Here is a 25716-nt window from a genome sequence, read left to right on the forward strand (position 1 = left end):
AACCACCTCGGCCTTTCAGCCTCGGCCCGCCGCCCTTGCGGGTTAGGGATTGGGTTTGTCGCCAGGAAACATGTTCGCCTGGTTCTCGGCCGAGGGAGGCGTGAGCGGCAGCGCCGTCGAGACGCGTGCCAAGTGCCGAGCCTTCACCTTGTCCGCGATCTCACGGTTTTCGTCGTCGTCGGCCAGAACGCTTTCGACATCGAACTCCACCCAGACAGCCTCAAGGTCATCGACGGAGTGCGCGCCGGCCATCGCGGTGTCGAGGTCCTCGAAGAACCGGGCAGCATCGAAGTCCTGCTCGCCGGTAGCGGCCTCACGGCTTTCATCGACAATGGGGGCGTCCGGTTCGAAAGTCGGCGGGGATGGCGGAGACGGTGGCGACACGACGACGGACGGCGTGACGTCGCGCATGCCATCGGCTTCCGCGATCTCGCGCGCCTCGAACTCATCCCGAATGCCGCCCAGCACATCGCCGAACAACTCACGCAAGCAGTATCCGGCGGCTCGCCATGCCAACATGCGCTGGGGGAAGCGATACCAGGGGCTATCGTTGTCAACCTCGTAGCTGCCGCCATCCTTGCGAAACCGCTTCACGCGCGGCTGGTCCGACCAGAGCTTGGCTCGGATTGCGTCGTCCTGGCTGAACTCCACTCGCTTGTCTTCGCCGGTGTCGTTGCGCTTTGCCTCGCAGAAGCCAACCATGCGGCCATCGCGCTCTTCGCAACCAGTCCGGAGATACGCGACCCGGCCAGACTGACGAACGACATTGATTAGGCCATCGCCATAGAGCGCAGGCTTGCCGTTGATGACAGTGAAGCTGCGAAGCGCAACCATGGGCTTAAGGCCAAGCTCGGCGCCGGACATGATCGCGACAGCAACCGCACTCACAGCGTCATCGCCCTCTTTGCCGCTAACGAGAGCCGCAGGGGCCAGGCCGCCAACAAGGACGGCGCGGGCAATACGCCAGGTCTCTTCGAAGGTCTGAGGCACGATAGCCATGACCTGACCGCCACCCACAAGCGCGGCTTGACGCTGAATAGTCTGGACTTCGCCCATTATGCTGCCCTCTGTTCGCTGGCGATCGTCATGCCCGGAAGCTCGACGCCGGACTTGGCTGCGCGATTGGCGAGGCTTTCGACGCACTCGCGGATTTCAGGACGATCCTTCAGCGCCAAGAGCAGCGCATCGAAATCAGTGATGTTGGCCGAGACGAACGTGCGGAGCGCGACGCGGGCGCCGGTTCTGCCAGCGGAGGCATTGCGCGCCTCGGCTTCCTTCGTCTTGGCGGCGGCTTCGTGTTCCAGCCGTTCGGCCTCGGCGCGCGCGGCATCATCGTTCGCGGCGGCGGCCTGCCGGGCGGCTTCCTCGGCTTTGCGGCGGACACGATCGGCTTCCTCCTGCGCCTTGCGGCGACGCTCGTTCTCCAGGCGCTGCTGTTCCTGCAGATAGGCGTCGAGGTGGCGCTTGAGCTTCTTGCTCAACGTGTCGGGCTCTTCCTTGAGGTCGCGCCACTTGTCGTCGACCTTCCGGCCGCCGTCGAGGAACGGCTGTTTCTCGACCTTATGCAGGTCGGTGGCGCGGCTCTTGAGGCCAGATAAGCGCTTGGTCAGCACTGCGATCTGATTGGCCTGATCCTGCGTCGTTACCGGCGCCTTGAGGTATTCGGCGGCGATCTCATGCTCGGCTGCAAGCTCGATCTTGAGCGCTTCGAACGGATCGGTCGGCATGTTGCTCAGTGCAGGTGCCGGCGGCTCGTCGTGCCAGCGCTCGCCGGCGACAACGGCCCGGTATTGCGCCTCTGTGATCGGCTTGTCGCAAACCCAGGTCCAGATATCTGCTGCGTCGGCCGCCCTCTGGTCTACCAGAGCGACGAGCTTCCCGTCCTCGCCGCGCCAGATCGCGACGGGCACGAAGGGACCATCTTTGTAGAGGCGACGGCGATAGAAGCCGCATTGGGCATCGCCGTCATGGACCGGACCGAAGGTACCTTCGAGGGCAGCGGCCCAATAGGCGTAGTCGGGGTGAACCGTCATTTGGCGAGTTCCTCCAGTTGCCGCGCGAGGCGGTTGATTTCGTCTTGGTTGGTGGGCAGTGGGGCAGGATGATCGTGGAAGCCGCTGTCGTCTCTGGTGAGGATGAAGGGCCGGTATTCCCATGCGCCCGTGGCCGGGTTGATCGTCGGCTTGATCGTGGTGAGGGTGATGGAGAGGGTCATGCCAGAGCCGGCATAGCGGCAATGGCGCCGTCGAGCGTGACGAGCCCAGCCTCAGCATCCAGCCGAGCGCGATTGAACGCTGCGAAGTTCAGCGCGTCGGGATCGGTAAGGCGGAAATCTCCCGGCGCCACAAAGGTCTCGATAGCGCCGACGATCACTTCGGTGGCGTCGATGCCGCAATCGCCTTTGATGAAGTTCACCGCCCAGACGCAGTCGCCGACATCACAGATCAGCTCGCTTCCGTCAGGCAGTTCGACGAAGAGCATGAGGTCGCGGGTCTTGCCGCTACGGTCGTGTCCAACTCGTGCAGTGATCTCGGCGGCGCTCATGTCGGTCTCCATCGGTGATCTGATGGAGGAAGTATGAAAAACTCATAATTCGATGTCAACGGAAATTATGAGAAAATCATAAATTGGGATGCGCGCAGGTAGCGCCGAAGGAATCAGCCTGCTACAACTGACCGTCAGCTCGTAGGGCCGGAGGCAGACAAATTAAGCAAGAGACTGGGGGAGCGCGTGACATTCCATCTGGGACGTTTATTGTCTCGTCCGATATTGCTGGGGGGTGCTTGTGGCAGATGCAACCACGTTGGAGAGGTTATTCTTCGATCTACTTGAGGGTAGAAGGGCAAGCCTTAGCCAAGAAGATTTCGCCGCTGCTGTTGCAGGCGCCACGCAACTGCGAATTTATATCCCAAACCCGCCCATCAATTCGTCCATTTCCACTTCATTTATGCGGGCCTTTATTGAGTTGCAGGCCCAACTCAACACGCTTGCAGCTAAGGCACGCGGAAAGCCTAACGCCACAGGCCTCACGCGGGCTCTCAAAGAGGACCTTGAGCTCAATGTTGTCGTTGAGGACGGCAGCGCTCAGTACCTGCTTGATTTCGTCAACTCGATGCAAAAGGCGATTGGCAAGATGAACGGCAAGCAGGCTCAGCAGACCATTATAGCCGTTGCGCTTCTTCTTGGCGTAGGGTGGGGTGCCACCACCTGGATGGAGGTGCAGAGGCAGGTCCAGCTTGAACAACTGCGGACCCAAGAGCATATCCATGCGCTCGATGCTCTCAAGTTCGCTACGAGTGCTGAGGTTGATAGCCGAAATCGTCTGGTAGAGGCTCTGGTTGATCAAGTCGAACTTGGGAAAGACGTGGTGGAGCTAGCAGACAGCACCATGCGCGCGGTTATGAAGGCAACAGCGACCGGCGGCGCGGCGGAGATCAATGGTCAGCCAGTTTCATCCGAGGTTGCGGATCTGCTTACCATCAGCCCGCGAAGCGAGCTCGTAAAAGTTCAGGAAAACGTGCTTGCTCGCGTCATCGACATCAATACTGAGGACGTGTTGCGGCCTGTTATTGAGATGCAGGAGGCTGACGCCGGTAAGCGATTCCGCTTTCGTGTGGAGGATGACCTATTCGCCGCGGACCAGCGGGCGGCGCTGTTCGACGCCCTGGAAACTGGAGCGCTAATTCAGGTCCGCGTTGAACTGACAAAGTTTGGTGACGATGTGCGCTCTGTAGAATTCGTGACACTGCCGTAGAATGCGGCTTTGCCATCATTCCATCATCGGCTCACCACAATATCAGCGATGGGAATATTAGGATGGCGACGAATATATCGCTTTGCGGCGGCGCGGGTCTTAATGTCCGTGATTAGGGCCATTGCGTCGACTGGCACATCTCGCATCGTTGGGGCATTGACGCTTTCGAGATGGAACAGCCCTGGGTCACGTGTGGGCTGCGGAATCTTCACAAGAATGCGACCGTCCGAAAGCCAGCAAACACACGGCTCGCCCATATGCTCGGCCGCTGGCGCTGTCTTGTCATCGTAAAAGAGCAGCCAGCCGTCGTTCGCCAAGCCGTGCATGGAGTTCCCCTTTACCTCCAAGGCCTCCGTTGTATCGGGGGCATCTATCGGGGCAATCGTCTCTCCAAAATTCCCGTCCCCTTCGGCATACAGCACCGATCCATCCGGGCCGGCGCCAGCGTAGCCAACAATTGGGACAGTCCGCTCGCCATCAGGAACCATGGGGCCGCGGCCAGTCATAAGCCAATCGAAATTGACCTTGAACTTGCGGGCGTAAACTTCGCCGGTTGGCGCCTTAAAACCCGACGTCCCGTTCTCGTGCCCGGCATAGGTAGGATACTTCACCCCAAGGGCATCGACAGCCTCTTGGGCGGTTAGAAACCCTGCATGAATACGCGCCTTAATCAGGCGATCTGACAGATCACTCATGGCTATGAGCTTGCCATAAATCATTATGAGAAACTCATTGACATGGTATTATGAGTTTCCCATAATCACGACCATGGCCGAGATTGATGTCAAAGCTCTTCGCGAGCATCTAAATGAAACGCAGGCTGAATTTGCGGCCCGCTTTGGCGTTGACCAGGGCACGGTCTCAAACTGGGAAACGCGCAAAACGCGACCCTCGGCGCCTGCTCGAAAGCTCATGGAGATGTTGAGCCCTCCCAAGGTCGAGGCCGCGGCATGACCCGCGCTCCTCGCAAGGGCTGGTGGTATCGCGCCAGCATCGAACAGCGCCTGGCGCAGATCGATGGCGGCATTGAGTGCGGCTTGACCGCGCGGCAGGTCGCCATGGTGAGTGGTGTCGACATGGATCGTCACCCGGCCCAGGTCGTCGCCAACTTCGCGATCAACCACGGGCGCCATTTTCCCAACGGCAGGTTCTCGGGAGTTCAAAAGACCGGGCTCCGCATCGGTGGCATCAAGCGCGACCGTTCCCAGTATTTGCGTGGCAACAACGTCGACTTCTGGAACGGCGATGCTCATCGCGACCCTGCCGAGGTCGAGGAGGTCAGCTTCTGATGTCCGCCGACAGTGTCGCCCAGGATCAGCTCCGCGCCTTTGTCGAGCGCATCGAACGCCTCGACGAAGAGCTCAAAGCCATCAACGAGGATAAGCGCGAGATCTATGCCGAAGCGAAGGGCAATGGCTTTGACGTGCCTGCGCTCAAGCAGGTTCTCAAGCTGCGCCGCATGGACCACAACGAGCGCATGGAGCGCGACGCGATTGTCGATCTCTACATGTCCGCGCTTGGCATGGCGACGTACCCCACCGAGTTCGAGGAAGATGCCGCTCTCGCGCGTGCAGGTGCACGTGCGCCCGCACGTACGCGAGGCGGCGTCACCGAACCGCGGACGGCAGCGATGGCACAGCCGCAGGCGCAGCTTGACCAGTCGGTTGCGCCCGTGACCGCAGAGGGTCAGGCCGACGGCATCGCAGCGTCCGACATCATTCCCACCGGCACACCCCCCCAGAGCACGCCGGTAGGTGAGGGGAGCGGCGAAGGGCATCCCGTTGCTCCTCTCGGCAATTCCGCCGCGCAGACGGCGTCCCTCAGCCCCAATGGCGCCAACGGGGCCAACGCAGGAGGAGAAAATGTAATCGCATCCGACGACGCACGCACTGACATAGAACCTGAGAATACCTTGAACTCGCGAGCCGACGCGGAAGGTTTCGGCAGCGCCGTGGAAATCGGCGCACGCTCGCCAGGTGACACATGGCTTGAGCGCTGCCCGTTCGCGCCGGTGCGCTGGCACGAGTTCTCCCGCTGCTTCCCTGAACTGTGGGGCCCGGGGCGCGCCGAGCTGTCCGACGACATTCGCGCCAATGGCGTAACCCACCCCATCGTCAAGATCGGGGATGAAGTGCTGGATGGTCGGGCACGCTACACGATCGCCCGCGAGCTGGGCATGGAATACCCGGTCACGGAATACGCCGGCGCCGATCCGCTGGCCGACGTCATCCGCTGGAACCTGGCAAGCCGGCAGCTCTCGACGAACGAACGCAAGGCCATCGCGACCAAGCTGATGAAGCTGCCCAACGTCGCGCATCGCGCCTCCGAAATTGCCCAATTGTTCGGGCTCGAGACGGAGGAGGCCGCGTGATGAGCGACGTTGCCTTCGTCTCGGCCTGCATTATCGGCGTCCTTATGGTCGCCGCCATCACTCTGCTGCTGCAAAGCCTGGGAGGTCTGCTTTGATCTCACTCACGTCCACTCGGCTACAGGCGTCCGGACACGGCCGCGCCGGGGTCGGGCGCGTGGGGTCTAGCCGTGTCCAGGCGGCTGCAGCTTTCGCTTCGGTCGGTGCTTCGTCCCTTGGCGCTGACTGGCTGCGGACGCGATTGATCCTCCTCCCCAATCGCGTCCGCTCTTTTCTCGATCTCGTCTGCAAGCGCTCGGAGTACTCCCGGCAAGGTGGCTCCAAGCGGCTTCATGACCATGTGCGTCTCTCCAGTTCCTCAAGCGACGGATCAACGTCTATCGCGAAGGAATTGTCGTGGAACGCAAAGACCTTTTGCACTTGGAGCAAAAAGTGACCGACCTGTCCGCCGTAGATGAAGCGGCTGCATGGGCTGACCGGCTTATCGGGCGCGAGTTTCGCGGCCCGGGCGACACGATCGATGCCGCCCGATACCGGACGGCCAGGAAGCACGGCGTACCGGAGAGCTCCCTTTGGGCTCTTCGGTACAGGAGACCAAAAGACATCGCGGGCAGCGTCTACCGCGCACTTCAACGCGCCTACGAGGCGGAATGCGAGCGCCAGGAGGCCCGGCTGCGCCATGAACTTGAGATCACGAAGACCCTTCAGGCGACCCAGGCTCGCAGTTCTCTGGTGGCAGAGACTGAAGCTGTTCTGGGACCGGCGGAGGGCGAGGCGATCGGAACGGCTTCCGAACGAGCCGTCCCCGACGCGGAGAGTTTCTGACGACTGACGAAATGCGGCGATAGCCGCGTGGGGCCGGGGCAGGTCGGACTAAGGAACCTCTGCCCGTCCCGGTCCTCCCAAACCTGAAAGGACCAGACCGATGAACGTTGCCTTCGCAACGAACGATGTTGCTCGCTCTGAATTACGGGAAGCTGCCAAGCCCTTCGTGACTGTCGAGGGCAGGGCGCTCGCCAAGGCGCTCCAGGTGGTGAACTACGTCATTGAGAGGCGAAACACCTATCCCATCCTTGCCTGCGCCAGGCTGGAACTGCGCGGATCGACCCTGCGCGCGACCGGTACCGATCTCGACATCGAAGTGACGGTCGAGGTGGACGTGAACGACGCCACGGGAGCGTTCGTGACTTGTCTCGACGGACGAGCCCTGGCCGGCATCGCCCGCGTTGCGGGCACAGCCCTGTTGCGGATCGAACCGATCTCGAAGGATCTCGTTGGTATCGTCGTAGGAGACCGCGAGGCGGCCTACGAGGTAATCGCGCAACATCCGGACTCATTCCCCCTCACGTCGAGCAAGCGAGGGCGCCTTATTGAGCGGTTCCCCGATGGCGCCTTGGCGGCGGGCCTGGCCAGGGTTTCGCACTACATCTCGACCGAAGAGACGCGATACTACCTGAATGGCGTTGCGTGGCAGCTTGGGACCACCGGAGCGCGTTTCGTTGCCACCGACGGGCACCGGCTCGCGAGCTACCACTATTCCGGCCCGGCACTAGGCGGCAACGTCAAGTGCCGGATCATCCCGCGCAAGACAGTGGTCCTGCTCGAGCGTTTCGGGATCGGCCAGGACGCGTCGATGCACGTGGTGGAGGGTGCCGAGGACGAGGCCCTCGAAATCGTGCAGCCAGGTCTCGTTGTCCGCACGAAGCTCATCGTTGGCACCTATCCCGATACCGACAGGGTCACGCCGAAGCCGGAGCGGCCCAAGCACGCGATTTCGCTGAGGAGAGCCGAGGCCGTCGCGGCCATCAAGCGCGCCGCGGTGATGTCACAGTCGAACCCGAACTCGGTCTATCGCGCCGCTATCAGGTTTTTCGATCTGGATGGCAAAGTCGCGATCGGCGCGAAACACCCCGACCACGGCGAGGCAATAGCGCCGATGAGCTGTCCATGGCCGGTTGGGGCGTCCGAATTCGGCATGAACAGTGCCTACCTGCTCAGCATCCTCGACCAATGCCAGGGCGACGTCACGCTCGAGGTCTCCGGGTCGCGCGACCCGCTCATGATCCTTGATGAAGACCGGTCCATGACCCGCGTCCTCATGCCAATGAGGGTCTAGCCATGGACCCGCATTGCCGCATCGGCCGGGTCAAGATCAAGCGCAGGTCGCGCTACCGGTCGCCCGACGCCTTCAACCTCAAGATCAACGAATTGCGCGCTGCCCTCAAGCGGAAGCGCCTGCTCGGGAGCGTCCGCGCATGAACGCCCTTCTGAATTTTAGCCTCGACGACATCGATGGTGACGAGCTCATCGTGGACAGCTTTGCAGGTGGCGGAGGCGCGTCCACCGGCATCGAAATGGCACTCGGCCGTTCGCCCGACTATGCCATCAACCACGATCCGGAGGCCTTGGCGCTCCACACTGCCAACCATCCGGAAACGGTCCACCTCTCCCAGAACATCTACAAGGTTGACCCCATGGATGTCGTGGGGCGGCGCAAGGTCGGGCTGCTCTGGGCCTCCCCGGACTGTAAGCACTTCTCGAAGGCCAAGGGCGGCAAGCCGGTCAAGCGAGAGATCCGCGATCTCGCATGGACCGTAGTCCTCTGGGCCGAGCGGGTGCAGCCTCGCGTCATCATCCTCGAGAACGTCGAGGAGTTCCAGACCTGGGGGCCGCTGGTCGAGACAGACAAGGGCGTGATGCCGGACCCGGAGCGGCGAGGCGAGACCTTTGCTGAGTGGGTCGGAGCCCTCAAGAAGCAGGGCTACAAGGTCGAGTGGCGCGAGCTGCGCGCCTGCGACTACGGCGCACCCACGACCCGCAAGCGTCTGTTCGTCATCATGCGTCGCGACGGCAAGAAGATCGTTTGGCCGCAGCCGACCCACGGCGCACCCGGCGATCCTGACGTCATCGCTGGCAAGAAGCGCCCATGGCGCACCGCTGCCGAGATCATTGACTGGTCCGAGCCTTGCCCGTCGATCTTCGACACATCTGAAGAGATCATGACGAAGCTCGGCATCAGGGCCGTGCGGCCGCTGGCCGAGAACACACTCGCACGCATCGCCAAGGGTATAGACCGATATGTGCTGAAGTCGACGAAGCCATTCATCGTGCAGTTCGGCAGGCGGTATGAGAACGCCGACGATACGCTAACAACGCCGTTCAACATCAAGTTCCAGACTGGCGCCGTCGGCTCCGACGTTGTTGATCCTCTGCCGACCGTCACAGCAAACAGTTTCATCAAACGTCCCGGTGGCGCGGCGCCTATCGGCGTTGTTGCCCCCGTGCTCGCCGGTGTTGGCGGTCGGGCAGGGCAGAGCCGGCCGCGTTCGGCGAATGAACCGACCGCGACCTCGACCACCAAGGCCGACACCGTTCTGGTCGCCCCGGTACTGTCTTCGGCGCAGCACGGCGGATCGCTCCGCTCGGCCGATGAGCCTCACCGCACCGTCTCGGCGAGCGACAAGGATCAGAACCAGGTCGTTGCCGCGCACCTCATGACAATGCGGAATGCAGGCAAGCCCTTCAATGAGGCCAACAAGCCGACCCATACGGTCACAGCGGGTGGCGCAGGGCTCTCGCTGGTCGCCGCGTCCATGGTCCAGACCGGCTACGGCGAGCGCGAAGGGCAGGAGCCTCGCGTGCTCGATCCCGAGGCTCCGCTCGGCACCGTCGTGGCGGGTGGCGTGAAGCACGCAGCCGTCGCTGCCTTCCTTGCCCAGCACAACACGGACATGGTTGGACACCATTCCGCCGAGCCGGTGAGCACCATCGTCCAGAAGGGGTGCACGCAAGCGGTCGTCTCTGCAGGCCTGATGAACATGAAAGGCAGCGACCGGCGCATGACCAGCGTCGAGGAGCCGAACCCGACCGTCACCGCCGACGGCACGCATCAGGCCGAGGTTCGCGCCTTCCTCATGAAATACTATGGCGTCGACCAAGATCCTCGCATCGAGGAACCATTGTCGACCGTCACCACCCGCGATCGCTTCGGCATCGTCACAGTGGAAGGCGTTGACTACCAGATCGTCGACATCGGCATGCGGATGCTCACGCCGCGCGAGCTGTTCAAGGCGCAGGGCTTCCCCGACGACTACGAGATCGAGACCGGTATCTTCGATGACGGGCAGCGCCGGGCGCTAACCAAGACTGCCCAAGTGCGCATGTGCGGCAATAGTGTTTGCCCGCCCATCGCGGCGGCTCTTGTCCGTGCGAACTGCGCCGACCTGATCAAGGTGCGGGAGGCGGCGGAATGAACCTCCCGCTCTCCTACAAGGACTTCCTGCGAGCCAAGATCATCATGGCGCCTGTCGGCGGCTTCGAGATCGAAGACAGCGACATCAACCCGCTGCTCAAGCCTCACCAGCGCGCTATCGTCAAATGGGCGATCCTGGGCGGCCGGCGCGCGATCTTTGCCGCCTTCGGCCTTGGCAAGACCATCATTCAGCTCGAAATCCTCCGCATCGTCCGGAACCGGTTCGGGGGCAAGGCGCTGATCTGCGCTCCGTTGGGCGTGCGCCGCGAATTCTTCCGTGATGCGCATGTGCTCGAAACCGGGGACGATGACGCGATCACGGACGCGCAACGAGCTGAGCTGCGGGCTTGGCTCGAAGGACATCCCGAATGCCTTCCGCGCCTCAAGTTCATCCGCTCGATCGACGAGGCCGAGGACGGCTGGACCCACATCACCAACTACGAGACGGTGCGGGACGGCAAGCTTGACCCGCGCCAGTTCGATGCGGCCAGCCTCGATGAGGCGTCCTGCCTGCGCGGGTTCGGCGGCACCAAGACCTTCCGCGAGTTCATGCGGCTCTTCGACGGCATCCGCTTCAAGTTCGTGGCCACGGCGACGCCGAGCCCGAACGAATACATCGAGATGCTGGCCTACTCTGCATTCCTCGAGGTGATGGACGTCGGGCAGGCCAAGACCCGGTTCTTCCGGCGAAACAGCGAGAAGGCCGACCAACTCACCATTCATGCCCACAAGCAGCAGGAATTCTGGTTGTGGGTCGCGAGCTGGGGCCTCTTCGTCCAGAGGCCATCCGATCTCGGGTTCTCCGATGAGGGATATGAACTCCCGGGTCTCGACGTGCACTGGCACGAGATCCTGGCCGACCACGAAAATGCCGGCGTCGAGAAGAGCGGGCAGGGACGCTTACTGCGCAACGCAGCCGCGTCGCTCTCCGAGGCAGCGCGCGAAAAGCGGGATAGTCTCGCCGGCCGCGTTGCCAAGATGCTGGAGCTTCGCGCCATCGATCCCGGCGCCCATCGCGTCATATGGCATGATCTCGAGGCCGAGCGTCACGCTATCGAGACGGCCATCAAGGGTGTCGCCACGGTCTATGGGAGCCAGGACCTCGAGGAGCGCGAAACGCTTCTCGCCGACTTTGCTGAGGGCCGCTCGGCCGAGCTTGCCGGCAAGCCTTCGATGCTCGGCTCTGGCAGCAATTTCCAGCGGCACTGCCACTGGGAAATCTTCCTGGGCATCGGCTTCAAGTTCAACGATTTCATTCAAGCAGTGCACCGCTGCTACCGCTTCCTCCAAAAGCACACGGTCAGGGTTGACCTGATCTACACCGAGGCCGAGCGCCCGGTGCGCGACGTGCTGGAAGCCAAGTGGCGCCGCCATGACGAGCAGGTAGCCATCATGACAGACATCATCCGGAAGTACGGTCTTTCCTCGGCCGCGATGGCCCAGACGCTTCAACGTGCCATGGGCGTCGAGCGCGTCGAGGTTTCGGGCGAGGGGTATCGCCTGGTCAACAACGATTGCGTCCAGGAGTGCCAGGCCATGGAGGCCAACTCCGTCGACCTGATCGTCACGTCGATTCCGTTCTCCACCCAATACGAATACAGCCCGAACTATGCCGACTTCGGTCATACCGATGACAACGAGCACTTCTGGCGGCAGATGGATTTCCTGATCCCCGAGCTGTTCCGCGTGCTCAAGCCCGGGCGCGTCGCGGCGATCCACGTCAAGGACAGGATCGTGCCGGGCGGCATGAACGGGCTCGGCTTCCAGACTGTCTACCCCTTTGCCGACGACTGCACGGTCCACTTCCGCAACTCAGGCTTCGCCTTCCTCTCCCGCAAGACCATCACCACCGATGTGGTGCGGGAAAACAACCAGACATATCGCCTGGGCTGGACCGAGCAGTGCAAGGACGGTTCGCGTATGGGCAACGGCCTGCCCGAATACCTGCTCATCTTCCGCAAGCCGCCATCGGACAATTCAAACGGCTACGCCGACGATCCAGTGGTGAAGGCCAAGAAGGAGTGGAGCGGCGATCGCTGGTCGGTCCAGCAGGCGCCTGGCGATGCCTATTCGCGCGCCCGGTGGCAGCTTGATGCCCATGGCTATACCCGCTCCAGCGGGGAAAGGCTGCTGGCGCCGGAAGAGCTGCATGCACTCGACGCCAACGTGATTTTTAAGCTCTGGAAGAAGTTCGGCCTCTCTACGGTTTACGATTTCGAGCACCATGTCCGCATCGCGGAAAGCCTCGAGGAGGTCGGCGCTCTGCCGTCGACGTTCATGCTGCTGCCTCCGCATTCGCCCCACGACGACGTCTGGACCGACATCGCGCGAATGCTCAGCATGAACACGCTGCAGGCGCAGGCCGGCCGCGAAATGCACCTGTGTCCGCTGCAGTTCGATATCGTCGACAGGGCGATCACCCAGTACAGCGAGCCGGGCGAACTGGTGTTCGATCCTTTCGGCGGGCTGATGACGGTTCCCTATCGCGCCATCAAACTCAAGCGCCGCGGCGCTGCCGTGGAGCTCAATCCGACCTACTTCCTGGACGGGTGCGAGTATGTCGCCTCGATGGCCCGGGAAATGGCGATGCCGAGCCTCTTCGACCTGATGGAGAGCGAGGCGCCAGGGATTGCAGCAGAATGACTAGCTATCCCGTTCTTATCGCTCAACACACCGTCTGGAAGGCTGCCCATGAGCGCCTAATGGGCACTCGGCCGAGGCACCTGCCTAGTCGAGCGGCTTTGCCCCCGCCCAAGGACGAAGAGCCGGTTGCAGAGACATGCACCCCGGAGCTGACGCCTCTTTGGCGAGCGATCGTTGAAGAGGTCTGCGCGGTCCACAAGGTGCCAGCCGCGGCGCTGCTCGACGGGTCCCGCCATAAAGAGATCAAGGCCGCCCGCGACGCCATCTGCTTTGAGCTCTCGACCAGAACGGCGATGACACTTCCTGAAATGGCCTTGCGACTGCGCGTGTCTGTTGGGTCGGTGCAGCGGGCACTTCGCCGGCAGCGCCGGCGCGAGAACATCGCCTCTGGCGTCATCCATCACAGGAATACCCAGATCCTCGAATTGCGCGCCGCGGGCCTCAGCTACAGCCAGGTTGCGCTACGAGTGGGCGTAACCCGAAGTGTGGTGTCGGCGGTGATCCGAAGCCGCCGCATACGGGACGAGGCTAACAAATGAACTCTCGTCCCTGGTATAAGCGATACGGCTCCGACTTCATCTCCGGCACGCTTGGGATGACCCTGGAAGAGAAGGGTGCCTACAGCATCCTCCTCGACCTCATCTACGATCGGGGCGGGCCAATTCCCGATGACGCTCGGTACATCGCTGGTGTGTGTGGTTGCTCGGTCCGCAAATGGAACACGATCCGCGATCGGCTCATTGCACTTGGAAAAATCGCAGTCTTCGACGGTGTGATCTCCAACTCTAGGGCAGATAAAGAGCTCGAAATCTCCGCGAAATCTGCCGATGAACGCGCTGAAAGCGGAAGAAAAGGTGGAGAAAAGTCGGCGCAAAAGCGAGGTCAACCTAGCAGAAACAATGAGTTAGACCAAGCTGAGCTCGACCATACGCGCGCGGTCCAGATACCAGAAACCAGAAACCAGAGAAATACCCCCCTAACCCCCCAGTCGGGGGAGAGGGTATCGATCTGTTCGACGAGGTCTGGGAGGTGTTCCCTCGGAACCCCAACAGCCTCAAAGCCCAGGCGAGACGCGAATTCGACGCCCTCGACCCCGAGGCGCAATCGGCATGTCTGGCAGGTGCAAGGGCCTACGCTGCCGGGTTCGCCGAGCAGTGTAAGGCCAGCGGCGTCTCGGCTGATCATCAGCGGCGGTTCGTCAAGAAGCTGTCGACCTGGATCACAAATCGGGGGTGGGAGGGGAGCGCTCAGCACGAGGGCCGCGCTCCTGTCGCAATGGTGAAGCTCGATCGGGACAGGGATCGGCAGCTCTGGGAAGCCTGCGAAGCCGTCATGGGAAAAAAGGCGCCTACTTCCGACATGCAATGGTCCTTCCGGGCCGATGTCGTGGAGGAAGCCAGGAAGGCGGGAGTTGATGCCGGCGCGGAGCTAGCAAATCCCAAGGTGAGGTGCTAGCCAGTGCCTGTTGGTGGCGGTGCCTCAAAAAGATCCTGAAGAGTCCAAATTGGAACCACCATTAACGGACATTGGCCATCGTCTTTGATTTCGCCAAAGCCGTGGTCTTTGTAGAATTTGGTCGTTCGCTCGTTCAGGGATCGAAGCGCAACACCATACACAGCAACGTTTTTGGATACTGAATGCGCACGTTTTAGCGCATCGATAAGCAGCATCCTCCCTATGCCCTGCCGTTGGTAGGGTGACCTTACGCCGATTGCGTCGATGTAGATTAGAGGCGCACCAAAATCGTATGCCTGTGCTTGCGGCGTTGCAATCTTTCGTTTGTCTTCCACCATTATGGAAAGAGAGTAGAAGCCAAGCCCCCATACGGCTTCGCCTTCGTGCGCGGTAAATATCCGAGCACGATTTCGTTCCATCCATTTATGGGCCTTCGAAGCCAAACTATTGATGTCGCCGTCGCCGCAATCAAAGCGTTCTAAGCAGGCTTTACTTGCGAGCGGAATAACCCGCAGGAGCCCTAGGTCCAGCGGTTGGTTCGCAGTCGTCGACTTGCTTTTGATAAAACTCATAAGTCCGGCGCAATTCGGGAGTCACTCCGCCAGTCTTCTTATAGAGATTTCTCAGAAAATCATAGGCTTCACGCTCAGACTTGAAAGCTGGCTTAGCTTTTTTGTCACCGCCGTGGAACCAACGGAGCGCGTCTGCGAGGCTAAATGCCATTTTGCCCTCCTTTCGATCTTGACAACGTCAGAATCTATATCACCCAAACAGTGCAAGCCGCAACGCGACGAACGGGAAAATAGTTGCGTCGTGATGTCGCGCAAAGGGTTGTCAAGCCTTTTTGATTGAGTGGCGTCATGATTCGAAACCTAGAATTTGTCAACAGCACGCCGTGCTTTCCCTGTTCGGCTTAGGAGATGTTCTCGCATATGTTGTGGTTGTAGTTCCCCGCGGAGCAACTCCTCCGCATTGACCTTGACTACCGCGACGAAGCAGCAGAACTTCATCTCGTTCCTTAGTTCGACCAGCCCCGGCCCCAAAGGTTTCAAGCCGATGGGGTCTTTGGCATGTCTGACTACTGGTTCGTTCTCCGCACCAATCCGCAATGCGAGCGAAAGGCCGCCGGCGAACTTCGCCGCCGTGGCATCCGCGTCTACATCCCAAAGCAGGCGCGCGAGGTGCGCAATCGGCGGTGCGGACAGGTCACGGTGAAAACGCGGCCGCTGCTGGTCGGATACGTCTTCATCCGCTTCACCGGCCCCCAGGATTGGTTCCACGTCCGCCAGTGCCAGGGCGTGAAGGGTGTTCTCTATCTCGATGGTGAGCCTGGTCGTATCCCAGCTGCCGCTGTCGCCGAGTTTATGCGCCGGCAACGCAGGCGTGAGTTCGGGCGGCCGGACGCGGAGAGCGACGAAAAGCGGATGCGCCGATTGCAGACGATGTTCGCGCCAGGTCGGCGGGTGAGGGTGGCCGACGGGCCGTTTTCCTCTTTTCTCGCCACGATCGAACAGATCAAGAAAGATGGCTCGATCAAGGCCTTGGTCGAGATCTTCGGGCGCCCGGCCGTGGTCACATTCGAGGACCCGGACCGCTGCTTGACGTCACAGTCAGCGTAGGTCTTGACGGTGACCTATACCCTCACCAATTCATTTGGGCCAGCCAAGGGCTGGCACTGATCCACCTAGCGTTTTGACGTTTCGAGAATCGGTGAACCAAATGGCACTTCAGAACACCAACTCCATGTCGTCGGCAGACCAGTTCGTACCGCTGTTCGATTGGAGGCCGGACCTGGCAAGGTTCGAGCGGGAAGTCGAAATTGCTTCTCGTGCTGGCGTCGGCGACGCCCTGACCTTGGGCGAAATGCAATGCTCGCTCGACCTTATCGATGCTGAGCTGTTGGCCTTACGCAGCGAAGACCACCGAAGCGATAGCCGGCAGACAAAGATTCAAGAGTGGCTATCGATGCGTGGTCGCCTTGCGAGGCTGATCTCCAAAATGGAGCCGCTTGTCCACGACTAGTCCAAAGAGGGCGCCTCCGATGAAACCACTCGGGGGTGCCACATGTCCAATGTTCCTCTTGCGTTCCCGTGCGAACGGGAGTAGGTGGCAGATCAGGACGACTTCCTGTGCCCTTTGACGGCGTTACTTAGTGGCTATGCCCGGGGAAGCCCAGCCATCCATTTCAGATCGGCGCGAAGCTTTTGCATGAGCGTTTTTCGCTAACCTCGCGTCATCGTTTGCTCCAAATGCCGCATTGCTAAAGCGATGTGAGCGGGTATCACCTTCGCTGCTTGTCGGTACACGGTGATCAGTCGACGCGAAACGCCAAGTACTTTGGACAGCGCTTCGACCGATAGCCCTGCCTCCTCGCTGATGCGGATAAAATCGCTCGACGTCATCACGTTGTTCGGAGACCCCAGGATGGTCACCGCGGAGATCGTGTAATTGGGCGGCCAGGAGATCGAGCGGCCATCCGTGCCGACTTTTACCTCTCGAAATAGTCGCTCGTTCTCACGCAGGGGAACGAGGCTGCGGCGGTTGTAAAGTATGGGCGTCAGGTCGTGAGTGCTGTGGGAACCGTCATTCCAGCCTATTTTGACGGTTCTGGTTGCCACCGCAGTAACTTGTTTGATCATTGATACTCCGACCATCAGAAGCCTCCTGTGCACCTGGTGGACAAAACTCAGCACGTCGCGCGGATTTAAGGGAGTCAGCGAAAATACGTACTTTCCCGCCGGATACAGTGCTCGAGTGGACGACGCGGTGCCAAGCCCAGGGGGAAGCGTCGTATGGACGGACCGACGCCGGCAATGCGGGATCTGGCTAGCGAGGATATTCCTCTTCCCACCATGCCATATAGACGGCGTGGACCAGATCGAGCTCGTTGGTGACGGCCGGACCTGCGCTCCGGTAGTATCGTTCGTCCCGCCGCACATCACAGTATTTGCGGTAGAGAGTGTGCCGTCGATCCTGCTTAACGGCCAGCTGAAGATTTTCCTCCAGGCTAAGGGCGTCGGCGCGATTCATCCTGTCGGCCAATAGCACGAGATACTGATAGCCGTGGACGGCCCCGTACTGCGATCGGCGCATCTTCAGCGGTTGTGCGGTGAACCCAATCATGAACTGATGCACGTATGGAGACGCCGCTATCGCCCATGCGGTGTTTAGGCAGTGATCGACCTCTTTGCTTGTCAGCAATTGGCGCGCCCCTCTGAAACAAACCAAGGAAAACAAATGGCGCGCGGCGGCACAAGAGGTGTTCCCGGCCCTGCGCAGCGCGAGGACCGTATGAACAGGCCCATGCCGCCCCATGAAACGCTCGGGAACTCCGCCGAACCGGTATTTGCTCCGGCACCCGAACTGATCGCGTGGGCGCGGGAGACCTTCATCGACGAAGGCGCGCCGCTACTCAACGAAGACCATCGTCACCTCCGTTGGGCGAACATCGGCGCGCTGTGGACCAACGTCCCCAATGGTCACGCAGGTCGCCGAATAGTCGGTCAGTGCGAAATGGGCCTTCCGCCAACGGGTAAATGGGGTAGGGCTCGCATCGAGCGCCAGCTACTCGACTGGTTCGGCGAGGTGCCGACCTTCCTGCTGACGTTCGACGCCGAATACGCATCGAGTTGCAGCGATGCCCAGTTCATGGCCCTGGTCGAGCACGAGCTCTATCACGCCGGCCAGGAGCGCGACGCCTTTGGCGCCCCGCGGTTCAGCAAGAAGACCGGGAAGCCGATTTACGGCATTCGTGGCCATGACGTTGAGGAGTTCGTGGGCGTCGTTCGTCGATATGGCGCTTCGGCAGCGCACATCGAAGAACTGGTGGCGGCCGCCAATGCCGATCCCGAGATCGCCCGGGTCGAAATCGCCCGCGCCTGCGGCACGTGTCAACTGCGGGCGGCTTAGCCTCGTAGAACCTTCTTCAGGTCCGCAACGATTGCATTCCGGAGCGCCGTAGGGTCCACCTCTACCGCGAGGATAGTGGAACAACTGGGGCAGACGTAGCTAGCTCCCGTCCAAACCGTGGAAAATCCCTCCTTCAGGTCGATCTGTTCGATCGTAACATTTGTTAGTCGGGTCCCGCACTTGGGACATTTCCCGGTGTTTAGCATGAAGTATTACTCCCAAACCTGACCGGAGCCTGACACAGCCATGGCAAAAGGCAATATGCCGGTCGCGGTCCAGACGTTCATCGTCCAGAGCCTCGCTTGCTTCGACAGCCCGTCCGTCGTAGTCGCCGCAGTCAGGAAGGAGTACGGCGAGACGATCACGCGCCAATCTGTCGAGGGGTATGACCCGACCAAGAAGGCAGGAGAACGGCTCGCTAAGCGGTGGCGGATGCTCTTCGATGAGACACGAAAGGCCTTCCTCGAGAACACCGCTGGCATCGCCATCAGCCATCGTGCGGTCCGGCTCCGTGCATTGCAACGCATGGCGGAGAAGGCCGAGGACCAGGGCAATATGGGTCTTGCCAAGGACCTGCTGAAGCAGGCGGCGGAGGAAGTCGGCAATGTCTACTCCAACCGCCGCGAGCTCACCGGCAAAGACGGCAAGGACCTGCCGGCGCCTGCTGCTCCGGTGACGTTCTTCGAATTGCCCAGCAATGGGAGAGATTGAGCAAGGGCAGGGCGCCCCGAAAGTCATCCGGCCCCAGCCGGGACCGCAAACGCAGTTCCTTAGCTCGGCGGCCGATATTGCGATCTACGGCGGCGCGGCCGGCGGGGGCAAGACCTGGGCCTTGCTCATGGAGCCGCTGCGGCACATCGCCAATCCCGGCTTCGGCGCGGTGTTCTTCCGCCGCAACCTTACCCAGGTGCGCAACGAGGGCGGCCTTTGGGACGAAAGTGAGAAGCTCTACCCGCTACTGCAGGCTGATCCGCGCAGCGCCCCCGATATGTCGTGGACCTTCCCCTCGGGCGCATCGGTTAGCTTCGCTCATCTCGAGCATGAGAAGACCGTGCTCAACTGGCAGGGTTCGCAGATCCCGCTGGAGTGCTTCGACGAGCTGACGCATTTCACGGCCAAGCAGTTCTGGTACATGGTCAGCCGCAACCGCTCCATGTGCGGGGTGCGGCCCTACATAAGAGCTACCTGCAATCCCGATGCGGATAGCTGGGTCGCCGAGTTCATCGCCTGGTGGATCGATCAGGACACGGGCCTGCCGATCTTGGAGCGAGCCGGCGTGCTTCGCTTCTTCATCCGCATCGGCGACAAGATCATCTGGGGCAGCAGCCCCGAGGAACTGACCAGCTACACGGCGCCGGATGAAAGCGGCGTCGAGCGGCCTATCCCGCCCAAATCGGTTACCTTCATTCCGGCGCGCCTCAGCGACAACAAGGCGCTCATGGCGGCCGATCCGGGTTACCTGGCAAACCTCATGTCGCTCCCCACCGTGGAGCGTGAACGACTCCTCGGCGGCAACTGGAAGATCCGACCCGCCGCAGGGCTGCTGTTCCAGCGCGGCTGGTGCCAAATCGTGGACGCGGTTCCGGCCGGTGTGCGCTGGATGCGGGGCTGGGACCTAGCGGCAACGCCAAAGACTGAAGGCAACGATCCGGACGGAACTGCCGGGACCAAGATCGGCAAGCTGCCAGATGGCCGCTACATCGTCGGTCATCACGTCAAATCGTTCCTCTCGCCCAACGGCGTCGAGACGCTGATCAAGAACACCGCGGAGCAGGACGGGCGCGAAACGGAAATCTCGCTACCTCAGGATCCAGGACAGGCGGGAAAATCGCAGGTGACCAACCTCATCAAGTTGCTCAGCGGGTATGTGGCGCGAGCCACTTTGGAAAGCGGCGACAAGGTCACGCGGTTCTCTCCCTTCTCTGCGCAAGCCGAGGCCGGCAACGTCTTGGTGCTCCGCGGCCCGTGGAACGATGACTGGTTCACTGCCTTGGAGGGCTTCCCCGAGGCGACACACGATGACGACGCTGACAGCACAAGCCGTGCGTTCAACGCTCTAATGACCCAGGCGATGATGAACCTGGACAACCTCTGAGGACAGATGAACAACATTCTGACGTTTGTCCGAGACGGACTGGCGAGCGCGATCGCTGGCCTCGGTACAGAGAGGGACAAGGCAGCATCGGTCTACTACACCGAGCCGACCATCGACACTCAGCAACTTATCGCTGCCTACCGTGGCTCCTGGCTCCCGAGGAAGATCATCGACATTCCCGCGCTCGACTCCTGCCGTGCATGGCGCTCATGGCAGGCCAAGAACCCGCAGATCGAGAAGATCGAGGCGGAGGAAAAGCGGCTTGGCGTGCAGGCCAAGGTGCTGGAGGCTCGCAAAAAGGCCCGTCTATTCGGCGGCGCGGCGATCTACATTGACCTGGGCGATGACGCTTCGCAGGAATTGCGGCCTGATGCCGTCAGAGTAGGGGGCGTTCGCTTCCTCACCGTCCTATCGCCCACTCAGTTGCAGCCCGGCGAGATCGAAACCGACCCACTGTCGCCGCTCTATGGCCGGCCGAAGGACTACTCCATCGTCGCGGGCACCACGGCACAGGTGAAGGTTCACCCCTCACGCCTGGCAATCTTCATCGGCAATGAAATGCCTGACCGGGACATGACCAGCGGCGCCACCTTCGCCTGGGGCGATAGCGTCCTGACCTCTGTCATGGAGGCGGTGAAGCAAGCTGACGCTACGTCAGCCAACATTGCCAGCCTCATCTTTGAGGCCAACGTAGACGTCGTGACGATGGAAGGCCTGATGGCCTACGTTGGTACGCCCGACGGTGAGCGGAAGGTGACGGAGCGGTATCGTATCGCCGCCGCGGGCAAGAGCATCAACCGGATGCTGATACTCGACGGGAACGAAAAGTATGAGAGAAAGTCGGCATCGTTCGCCACACTGCCGGATCTGATGGACCGCTTCTTTCAAAACGTGAGCGGCGCCGCCGATATTCCAATGACGCGCCTTTTCGGTATGTCGCCGGGTGGCCTTAACGCTTCAGGCGAAAGCGACCTGCGCAACTACTACGACCGCATCGCGTCGGCACAAACGCTGGAAATGCAACCTGCCATGGCCATTATGGACGAATGCCTGATCCGCTCCGCGCTCGGGCAGCGTGATCCTGATGTCCACTATGTCTGGAACCCACTTTGGCAGCTCAGCGAGAAGGAAAAGGCCGAGATCTTTAAGGCCAAGTCCGATGCCGCTCGGACCATTGCTGGCAGCGGCGGGACGTCCGAGCCGCTCATGCCGATCGATGCTCTTTCCGATGCGCTGGTCAATGAGTTGGTCGAAGACGGAGCGCTGGCCGGTCTGGAGGCAGCCATCGATAAGTATGGCTCGCTGGCTGACCAGGAAGAGGACGACGACGACGACGAGGCTGCCGCGCTTGGTGCGCCGACCGATGCCAACGCGCAACGGCGCCAGCGGCTGGCCGCCAAAGACGCTGTTCCGCGCTCGCTATACATCAGCCGCAAGGTGAAGAACGCAGCCGCCATCATTGCCTGGGCGAAATCGCAGGGCTTTGAAACGACGCTTCCGGCTGGCGATCTGCACGTCACCATCGCCTTCAGCCGAACGCCGGTCGACTGGATGAAAGTGGGCGAGAGCTGGGCTCCGGAGCTGAAGGTGGGCCCAGGCGGCCCGCGCCTGATGGAGCGGTTCGGCGAAGCGACGGTTCTGCTGTTCACCGCCAACGAGCTTCGCTGGCGCAATGAGGCTGTGATCGAGGCTGGCGGGTCTTGGGATCATCCCGAGTATCAGCCTCACGTCACGATCAGCTACGGCTTCAAGGGTGATCTCTCGAAGGTCCAGCCCTACCAGGGCGATATCGTCCTGGGCCCAGAGCTGTTCGCAGAGGTCAATGAAGACTGGAAATCGGGAGTGACCGAGAAATGACAACCGTCGACGGTGCATCCGATGAGCGCACTGCCAACAATGCTGTGCGCCATACCTATCGCGTCCTATCTGATGCCGAGAAGGCGCAGATAGTCGCCATCAAAGACAAGGGCGCCGAACTGCTGTCGCTGATCGAAAGTCTTGGGGGCAGCCGCGAGCTGAGCATCGCCAAGACCAAGACGGAAGAAGCCGTGATGTGGGCAGTGAAGCACATCACGGCATGAGTTGTTCATTTCATCAGTCTGATTTGGTCCTCGTGTATCGTCCTAAACTCGTGAGCGTATTTCTCCAAAGCTGAGGAGACACCTCGGCCAGTCGTGAAAACCTCAACACGCCATCCTTCCTCAACGGCGAACTCTAGTGGGGGGCCGTAGTCCGCGTCGCCAGCAATCAAGACGATCGTGGAGGGGCCCTCTGCTCTGCATATGGTTTTTGTCATATCTCGAATGAGAAACGCGTCATCTTGCTTTGACCGGTTTCCGTTGCCAAGGAAGCCTCGGTTCACCACAAAGTTGTGCTGCTTCCAGATTTCCCAGAAGTAGTCGTCATCCGGAATTACGCCTGCCACATAAGCACTTGAGATGAACCGGGGATGGCCTGCCGAGTCTTTGCATGCGGCGAGCGTGAGCAGGCCGATATCAAGTCGGAAGCCTTTGCCGCCGGTCGAATTGACGATCCCCAAAACAGGTTCTGGTCGTCCACGAACACGTGGACATTGTTGTTCGCAAGTTCTTTGTGAGCTGGTGCGCGTGCGGTGCGCTCAATGATCTTGCCCTGTTTTGGCGGTAGTGCCTGAGCTTTCTTCTTTGTCATCTAATTCGACGCCCTCCATAAATAGAAGGCATCCTAATGCAATTCACCGACGCTGTAACCGTCGCGGGTAAGCCGCGTCGGATCGCCGACGGCTACCTTGTCGCAACCGCAAAGTGCGTCCGCGTCGGTATCCAACTCTACACCGGCGACGAACTCGGCAAGCCCGAGTTGCCCATCGTGCGGGTCTACCGCCCGGCCGAGGAAGTGTTCGCCAGGGACAGCCTGCAGAGCTTCAGCCACGCGCCCATCACCATCGACCATCCCAAAGAGCCGGTGACGACCGACAACTGGAAGGAATTGTCGGTGGGAGAAGTCAGCACGGCCGCCAGGCAGGTCGATGACTGGGTAGAGCTGCCCCTGATCTTCAAGGACGCCGCCGCCATCGCCCAGATCGAAGGCGGGAAGCGCGAGCTGTCCGCCGGCTATGTCGCGGACTTCGATTTTACCCCCGGCACGACACCGTCTGGCGAGCCCTACGACGCCGTTCAGCGGTCCATCCGCATCAATCACCTCGCGCTGGTCGATGAGGCCCGTGCCGGGTCTCAAGCTCGTGTTGGCGACAGCGCGAAAACCTGGGGCGCAGCCCCGATCACCCTCCCCAAAGCAGACGAAAGGAAATCCGACATGTCGGACAATCTGCGCACGGTGGTTGTGGACGGTCTCTCGGTGATGACCACCGATCAGGGCGCCCTAGCCATCGACAAACTTCAGAAGGCCGTCGCGGACGCCCAGACGAAGCTCACCAATGCCGAAACGGCCCACAAGACCGCGCTCGACGCCAAGGACACTGAGATCGGCGCCCTAAAGGCCGACCTGAAGAAGGCCCAGGACGCGGCCGGTGTGGACGTGTCCAAGCTGGTTGCCGATCGCGTCGCCCTCGAGGCTCAGGTGCGTGCCATCGACTCCGGCATCGATCCGGTTGGCAAGTCTGACGACGACCTTCGCAAGGCGACCGTCGCGGCCAAGCTCGGTGACGAGATGGTCAAGGACGCAGCGCCGGCCGAAATCGCCGGCATGTTCAAGGCCCTGACCAAGGACGCCAAGCCGAACGACGCTGTTCGCGATGCACTCCGCACTCAGGACCATTCAATCCTCACCAACGATGCCTGGGGTGACAACGTGTTCGCCAACGCCGGCGTCGGCATGAAGAAGGGGGCATAAGCTATGACCCAGCTCAACGAAACCCGCGGCACGGCCAACTTTCTCGTGTCGGAGGCAAACGGCATGTACCGGAGCCGCGATGTCGGCACTGTTGCCGCAGGCTCATCTCCTGGCCTTCTGGCTGGCACTATCCTTGGCAAGCTTACGTCGGGCGGCAACTTCGTCGCCTATGACCCTGCCGCCGAAACTGGAGCGGAGGACATTGCCGGCATTCTGTTCGAGGCAGCTGTCGGTACGGTCAAGAAAACCATCGTCGTTCGCGACTGCGAAGTGAACGGTGCCCATCTCATCTATCAGTCCGGCGCCAATGACGCTGCGAAGGCTACGGCCAACGCCGCGCTTCAGGCGCTCGGGATCATCGTTCGATAAGGAGGCCGAAACCATGGCATCTATGGACATCTTCAATTCGTCGGCCTTTTCGATGACCTCGCTCACTGGCGCGGTGCAGAAGATCGGCTATAAGCCTCAGCTGCTCGGGCAGCTTGGCATCTTCGAGCCTATGCCGGTGCGTACCCGGTCGCTATTCGTGGACCGCCGCGAAAACGCGCTGACTCTGATCCCCACCAGCCCTACCGGCGCGCCACCCAAGGAACTTGAGGTCGATCCGCGCAACGCCGTTCCGCTCAAGACCACCCGACTGGCCAAGGGGTTCACGCTCTATGCCGAGGAAATCCAGGGCATCCGCGCCTTCGGATCCGAATCCGAGCTGGCCCAAGTGCAGGCCGAATACCTGCGGCGAATGTCATCGGTTCGCGACGACATGGATCTGACGCACGAGTACCACCGTCTCGGCGCCCTTCAGGGCCTGCTACTCGACGCCGATGGCACGACGGTCATCTACAACTACTTCACCGAGTTCGGCGTGGCGGAAGCAGCTGCCATCGACTTCGATCTGGACAATGCCAGCCCGGCCACTGGAGCAGTCCGGAAGAAGTGCGCCGCCGTGATCCGCGCCATGGCCCGGTCGGCGGGCGGGGCCTTCACGCCCGGCACGACAGTGCACTCCCTGGCCGGCGACGCCTTCTACGACGATCTCATCAGCCATCCCGAGGTGGAAAAGACCTACCTCAACTGGGCCGCTGCTGCCGATCTTCGCTCCGACAAGACCTGGCAGGCGTTCACCTACGGCGGGATCACTTGGCACAACTATCGTGGCACCGACGACAACTCGACGGTGGCAATCGATTCGGACGAGGCCAAGTTCTTCCCTGTTGGCGCTCGCGACGTGTTCAAGAAGGCGATGGCGCCGGCCGAGTTCGGCCCTTACGTCAACACGCTGGGGCAGGACACCTACGCCATGAACATTCCCGATCGCGACCGGCAGGCATTCACGCGCGGCGAGCTCTACAGCTACCCGCTGTATTTCTGCCAGCGTCCGGACGTTCTGCGCAAGGCAGTGAGGACCTGAA

The 25716-nt window shown here is 61.2% G+C and carries 29 protein-coding genes and 1 pseudogene; 21 read left to right on the top strand and 9 right to left on the bottom strand.

Features of this window, described 5'->3' with window-relative positions; translation table 11 throughout:
- Nucleotides 1-42: 42 nt before the first annotated feature.
- Genes FNA67_RS09465 through FNA67_RS09480 form a run of 4 tightly spaced genes read right to left on the bottom strand, consistent with a single transcriptional unit; the run spans nucleotide 43 to nucleotide 2544 of the window.
- Nucleotides 43-1056: a recombinase family protein gene (locus tag FNA67_RS09465; RefSeq protein ID WP_244616577.1), complete on the bottom strand. Its 1014-nt coding sequence runs from the start codon at nucleotides 1054-1056 to the stop codon at nucleotides 43-45.
- A complete protein-coding gene (locus FNA67_RS09470) occupies nucleotides 1056-2033 on the bottom strand; it encodes a hypothetical protein (protein ID WP_147655862.1) in 978 nt (325 codons plus the stop codon). Before FNA67_RS09470 ends, FNA67_RS09465 begins: the two co-directional genes overlap by 1 nt.
- Nucleotides 2030-2215: a hypothetical protein gene (locus tag FNA67_RS09475; protein WP_147655863.1), complete on the bottom strand. Its 186-nt coding sequence runs from the start codon at nucleotides 2213-2215 to the stop codon at nucleotides 2030-2032. Before FNA67_RS09475 ends, FNA67_RS09470 begins: the two co-directional genes overlap by 4 nt.
- Entirely contained in the window at nucleotides 2212-2544 is a 333-nt protein-coding gene (locus tag FNA67_RS09480; RefSeq protein WP_147655864.1) for a hypothetical protein, read from the bottom strand. Before FNA67_RS09480 ends, FNA67_RS09475 begins: the two co-directional genes overlap by 4 nt.
- Before the next feature lie 241 nt (nucleotides 2545-2785).
- On the opposite strand from FNA67_RS09480, the gene FNA67_RS09485 reads away from it, so the two are divergent.
- Nucleotides 2786-3754, top strand: a complete 969-nt coding sequence (locus FNA67_RS09485) for a hypothetical protein (protein ID WP_147655865.1) — start codon at nucleotides 2786-2788, stop codon at nucleotides 3752-3754.
- Nucleotides 3755-3777: 23 nt separating this feature from the next.
- Here FNA67_RS09485 and FNA67_RS09490 read toward each other — a convergent pair whose 3' ends face one another.
- Nucleotides 3778-4473, bottom strand: a complete 696-nt coding sequence (locus tag FNA67_RS09490; protein WP_147655866.1) for a LexA family transcriptional regulator — start codon at nucleotides 4471-4473, stop codon at nucleotides 3778-3780.
- A 49-nt stretch (nucleotides 4474-4522) separates the two neighbouring features.
- Between FNA67_RS09490 and FNA67_RS09495 the strand changes: the two genes are divergently transcribed.
- From FNA67_RS09495 to FNA67_RS09535, 10 genes and pseudogenes are all read left to right on the top strand, one after another.
- Nucleotides 4523-4708 (top strand): helix-turn-helix domain-containing protein, encoded by a 186-nt coding sequence (locus FNA67_RS09495; RefSeq protein WP_170267269.1) that lies wholly within the window; start codon nucleotides 4523-4525, stop codon nucleotides 4706-4708.
- Nucleotides 4705-5043: a hypothetical protein gene (locus FNA67_RS09500; RefSeq protein WP_147655868.1), complete on the top strand. Its 339-nt coding sequence runs from the start codon at nucleotides 4705-4707 to the stop codon at nucleotides 5041-5043. Before FNA67_RS09495 ends, FNA67_RS09500 begins: the two co-directional genes overlap by 4 nt.
- Nucleotides 5040-5297, top strand: a pseudogene (locus FNA67_RS22270) (DUF2312 domain-containing protein); the annotation flags it as partial. The gene FNA67_RS09500 and the pseudogene FNA67_RS22270, both read left to right, overlap by 4 nt.
- A gap of 1257 nt (nucleotides 5298-6554) precedes the next feature.
- Nucleotides 6555-6947, top strand: a complete 393-nt coding sequence (locus FNA67_RS09510; protein ID WP_147655870.1) for a hypothetical protein — start codon at nucleotides 6555-6557, stop codon at nucleotides 6945-6947.
- A gap of 100 nt (nucleotides 6948-7047) precedes the next feature.
- Entirely contained in the window at nucleotides 7048-8238 is a 1191-nt protein-coding gene (gene dnaN, locus FNA67_RS09515; RefSeq protein ID WP_147655871.1) for a DNA polymerase III subunit beta, read from the top strand.
- A gap of 2 nt (nucleotides 8239-8240) precedes the next feature.
- On the top strand, nucleotides 8241-8381 hold the full coding sequence (locus FNA67_RS21900) for a hypothetical protein (protein WP_170267270.1): 141 nt from the start codon (nucleotides 8241-8243) through the stop codon (nucleotides 8379-8381).
- Nucleotides 8378-10375 carry a DNA cytosine methyltransferase gene (locus tag FNA67_RS09520; protein WP_147655872.1) on the top strand — a complete coding sequence of 666 codons (1998 nt, stop codon included), beginning with the start codon at nucleotides 8378-8380 and terminating at the stop codon, nucleotides 10373-10375. Before FNA67_RS21900 ends, FNA67_RS09520 begins: the two co-directional genes overlap by 4 nt.
- Nucleotides 10372-13017, top strand: coding sequence for a DEAD/DEAH box helicase family protein (locus tag FNA67_RS09525; protein WP_147655873.1), 2646 nt, complete (start codon nucleotides 10372-10374; stop codon nucleotides 13015-13017). Before FNA67_RS09520 ends, FNA67_RS09525 begins: the two co-directional genes overlap by 4 nt.
- 98 nt (nucleotides 13018-13115) lie before the next feature.
- Nucleotides 13116-13556 carry a hypothetical protein gene (locus FNA67_RS09530; RefSeq protein WP_147655874.1) on the top strand — a complete coding sequence of 147 codons (441 nt, stop codon included), beginning with the start codon at nucleotides 13116-13118 and terminating at the stop codon, nucleotides 13554-13556.
- Nucleotides 13553-14299, top strand: coding sequence for a YdaU family protein (locus FNA67_RS09535; RefSeq protein WP_147655875.1), 747 nt, complete (start codon nucleotides 13553-13555; stop codon nucleotides 14297-14299). The genes FNA67_RS09530 and FNA67_RS09535 overlap by 4 nt, the downstream gene beginning before the upstream one ends.
- Nucleotides 14300-14468: 169 nt before the next feature.
- On the opposite strand, the gene FNA67_RS09540 is transcribed toward FNA67_RS09535, so the two are convergent.
- Nucleotides 14469-15044 carry a GNAT family N-acetyltransferase gene (locus FNA67_RS09540; RefSeq protein WP_147655876.1) on the bottom strand — a complete coding sequence of 192 codons (576 nt, stop codon included), beginning with the start codon at nucleotides 15042-15044 and terminating at the stop codon, nucleotides 14469-14471.
- A 498-nt stretch (nucleotides 15045-15542) separates the two neighbouring features.
- Between FNA67_RS09540 and nusG the strand changes: the two genes are divergently transcribed.
- Together nusG and FNA67_RS09550 are read left to right on the top strand one after the other, a co-directional pair.
- Nucleotides 15543-16091 carry a transcription termination/antitermination protein NusG gene (gene nusG / locus FNA67_RS09545; RefSeq protein ID WP_147655877.1) on the top strand — a complete coding sequence of 183 codons (549 nt, stop codon included), beginning with the start codon at nucleotides 15543-15545 and terminating at the stop codon, nucleotides 16089-16091.
- Nucleotides 16092-16191: 100 nt separating this feature from the next.
- Nucleotides 16192-16494 carry a hypothetical protein gene (locus FNA67_RS09550; protein ID WP_147655878.1) on the top strand — a complete coding sequence of 101 codons (303 nt, stop codon included), beginning with the start codon at nucleotides 16192-16194 and terminating at the stop codon, nucleotides 16492-16494.
- Between the two features lie 200 nt (nucleotides 16495-16694).
- Here FNA67_RS09550 and FNA67_RS21905 read toward each other — a convergent pair whose 3' ends face one another.
- Nucleotides 16695-17111 carry a DUF2442 domain-containing protein gene (locus FNA67_RS21905; RefSeq protein WP_170267271.1) on the bottom strand — a complete coding sequence of 139 codons (417 nt, stop codon included), beginning with the start codon at nucleotides 17109-17111 and terminating at the stop codon, nucleotides 16695-16697.
- Between the two features lie 187 nt (nucleotides 17112-17298).
- Complete coding sequence (locus FNA67_RS21910; RefSeq protein ID WP_170267272.1) at nucleotides 17299-17595, bottom strand: hypothetical protein; 297 nt, start codon at nucleotides 17593-17595, stop codon at nucleotides 17299-17301.
- Between the two features lie 51 nt (nucleotides 17596-17646).
- On the opposite strand from FNA67_RS21910, the gene FNA67_RS09560 reads away from it, so the two are divergent.
- The 5 genes from FNA67_RS09560 (at nucleotide 17647) to FNA67_RS09580 (ending at nucleotide 22557) form a co-directional block, all read left to right on the top strand.
- On the top strand, nucleotides 17647-18381 hold the full coding sequence (locus FNA67_RS09560) for a putative metallopeptidase (protein ID WP_244616579.1): 735 nt from the start codon (nucleotides 17647-17649) through the stop codon (nucleotides 18379-18381).
- A gap of 246 nt (nucleotides 18382-18627) precedes the next feature.
- Nucleotides 18628-19092, top strand: coding sequence for a DUF2280 domain-containing protein (locus FNA67_RS09565; RefSeq protein WP_147655880.1), 465 nt, complete (start codon nucleotides 18628-18630; stop codon nucleotides 19090-19092).
- Nucleotides 19079-20476, top strand: a complete 1398-nt coding sequence (gene terL / locus FNA67_RS09570; protein ID WP_147655881.1) for a phage terminase large subunit — start codon at nucleotides 19079-19081, stop codon at nucleotides 20474-20476. Before FNA67_RS09565 ends, terL begins: the two co-directional genes overlap by 14 nt.
- 6 nt (nucleotides 20477-20482) lie before the next feature.
- The gene (locus tag FNA67_RS09575; RefSeq protein ID WP_147655882.1) at nucleotides 20483-22333 is read left to right on the top strand and encodes an anti-CBASS protein Acb1 family protein; all 1851 of its coding nucleotides are present in this window, start codon (nucleotides 20483-20485) and stop codon (nucleotides 22331-22333) included.
- On the top strand, nucleotides 22330-22557 hold the full coding sequence (locus FNA67_RS09580) for an Acb2/Tad1 domain-containing protein (protein WP_147655883.1): 228 nt from the start codon (nucleotides 22330-22332) through the stop codon (nucleotides 22555-22557). Before FNA67_RS09575 ends, FNA67_RS09580 begins: the two co-directional genes overlap by 4 nt.
- Before the next feature lie 5 nt (nucleotides 22558-22562).
- On the opposite strand, the gene FNA67_RS09585 is transcribed toward FNA67_RS09580, so the two are convergent.
- Entirely contained in the window at nucleotides 22563-23015 is a 453-nt protein-coding gene (locus FNA67_RS09585; protein ID WP_210246451.1) for an NYN domain-containing protein, read from the bottom strand.
- 167 nt (nucleotides 23016-23182) lie between these two features.
- Here FNA67_RS09585 and FNA67_RS09590 point away from each other — a divergent pair, with 167 nt between their 5' ends.
- Genes FNA67_RS09590 through FNA67_RS09600 form a run of 3 tightly spaced genes read left to right on the top strand, consistent with a single transcriptional unit; the run spans nucleotide 23183 to nucleotide 25715 of the window.
- The gene (locus FNA67_RS09590) at nucleotides 23183-24307 is read left to right on the top strand and encodes a DUF2213 domain-containing protein (RefSeq protein WP_147655884.1); all 1125 of its coding nucleotides are present in this window, start codon (nucleotides 23183-23185) and stop codon (nucleotides 24305-24307) included.
- Nucleotides 24308-24310: 3 nt separating this feature from the next.
- On the top strand, nucleotides 24311-24676 hold the full coding sequence (locus FNA67_RS09595; protein ID WP_147655885.1) for a head decoration protein: 366 nt from the start codon (nucleotides 24311-24313) through the stop codon (nucleotides 24674-24676).
- A 13-nt stretch (nucleotides 24677-24689) separates the two neighbouring features.
- Nucleotides 24690-25715, top strand: coding sequence for a major capsid protein (locus FNA67_RS09600; RefSeq protein ID WP_147655886.1), 1026 nt, complete (start codon nucleotides 24690-24692; stop codon nucleotides 25713-25715).
- Nucleotide 25716 lies beyond the last annotated feature (1 nt).

It is taken from the genome of Youhaiella tibetensis, assembly GCF_008000755.1.
Classification (GTDB): domain Bacteria; phylum Pseudomonadota; class Alphaproteobacteria; order Rhizobiales; family Devosiaceae; genus Paradevosia; species Paradevosia tibetensis.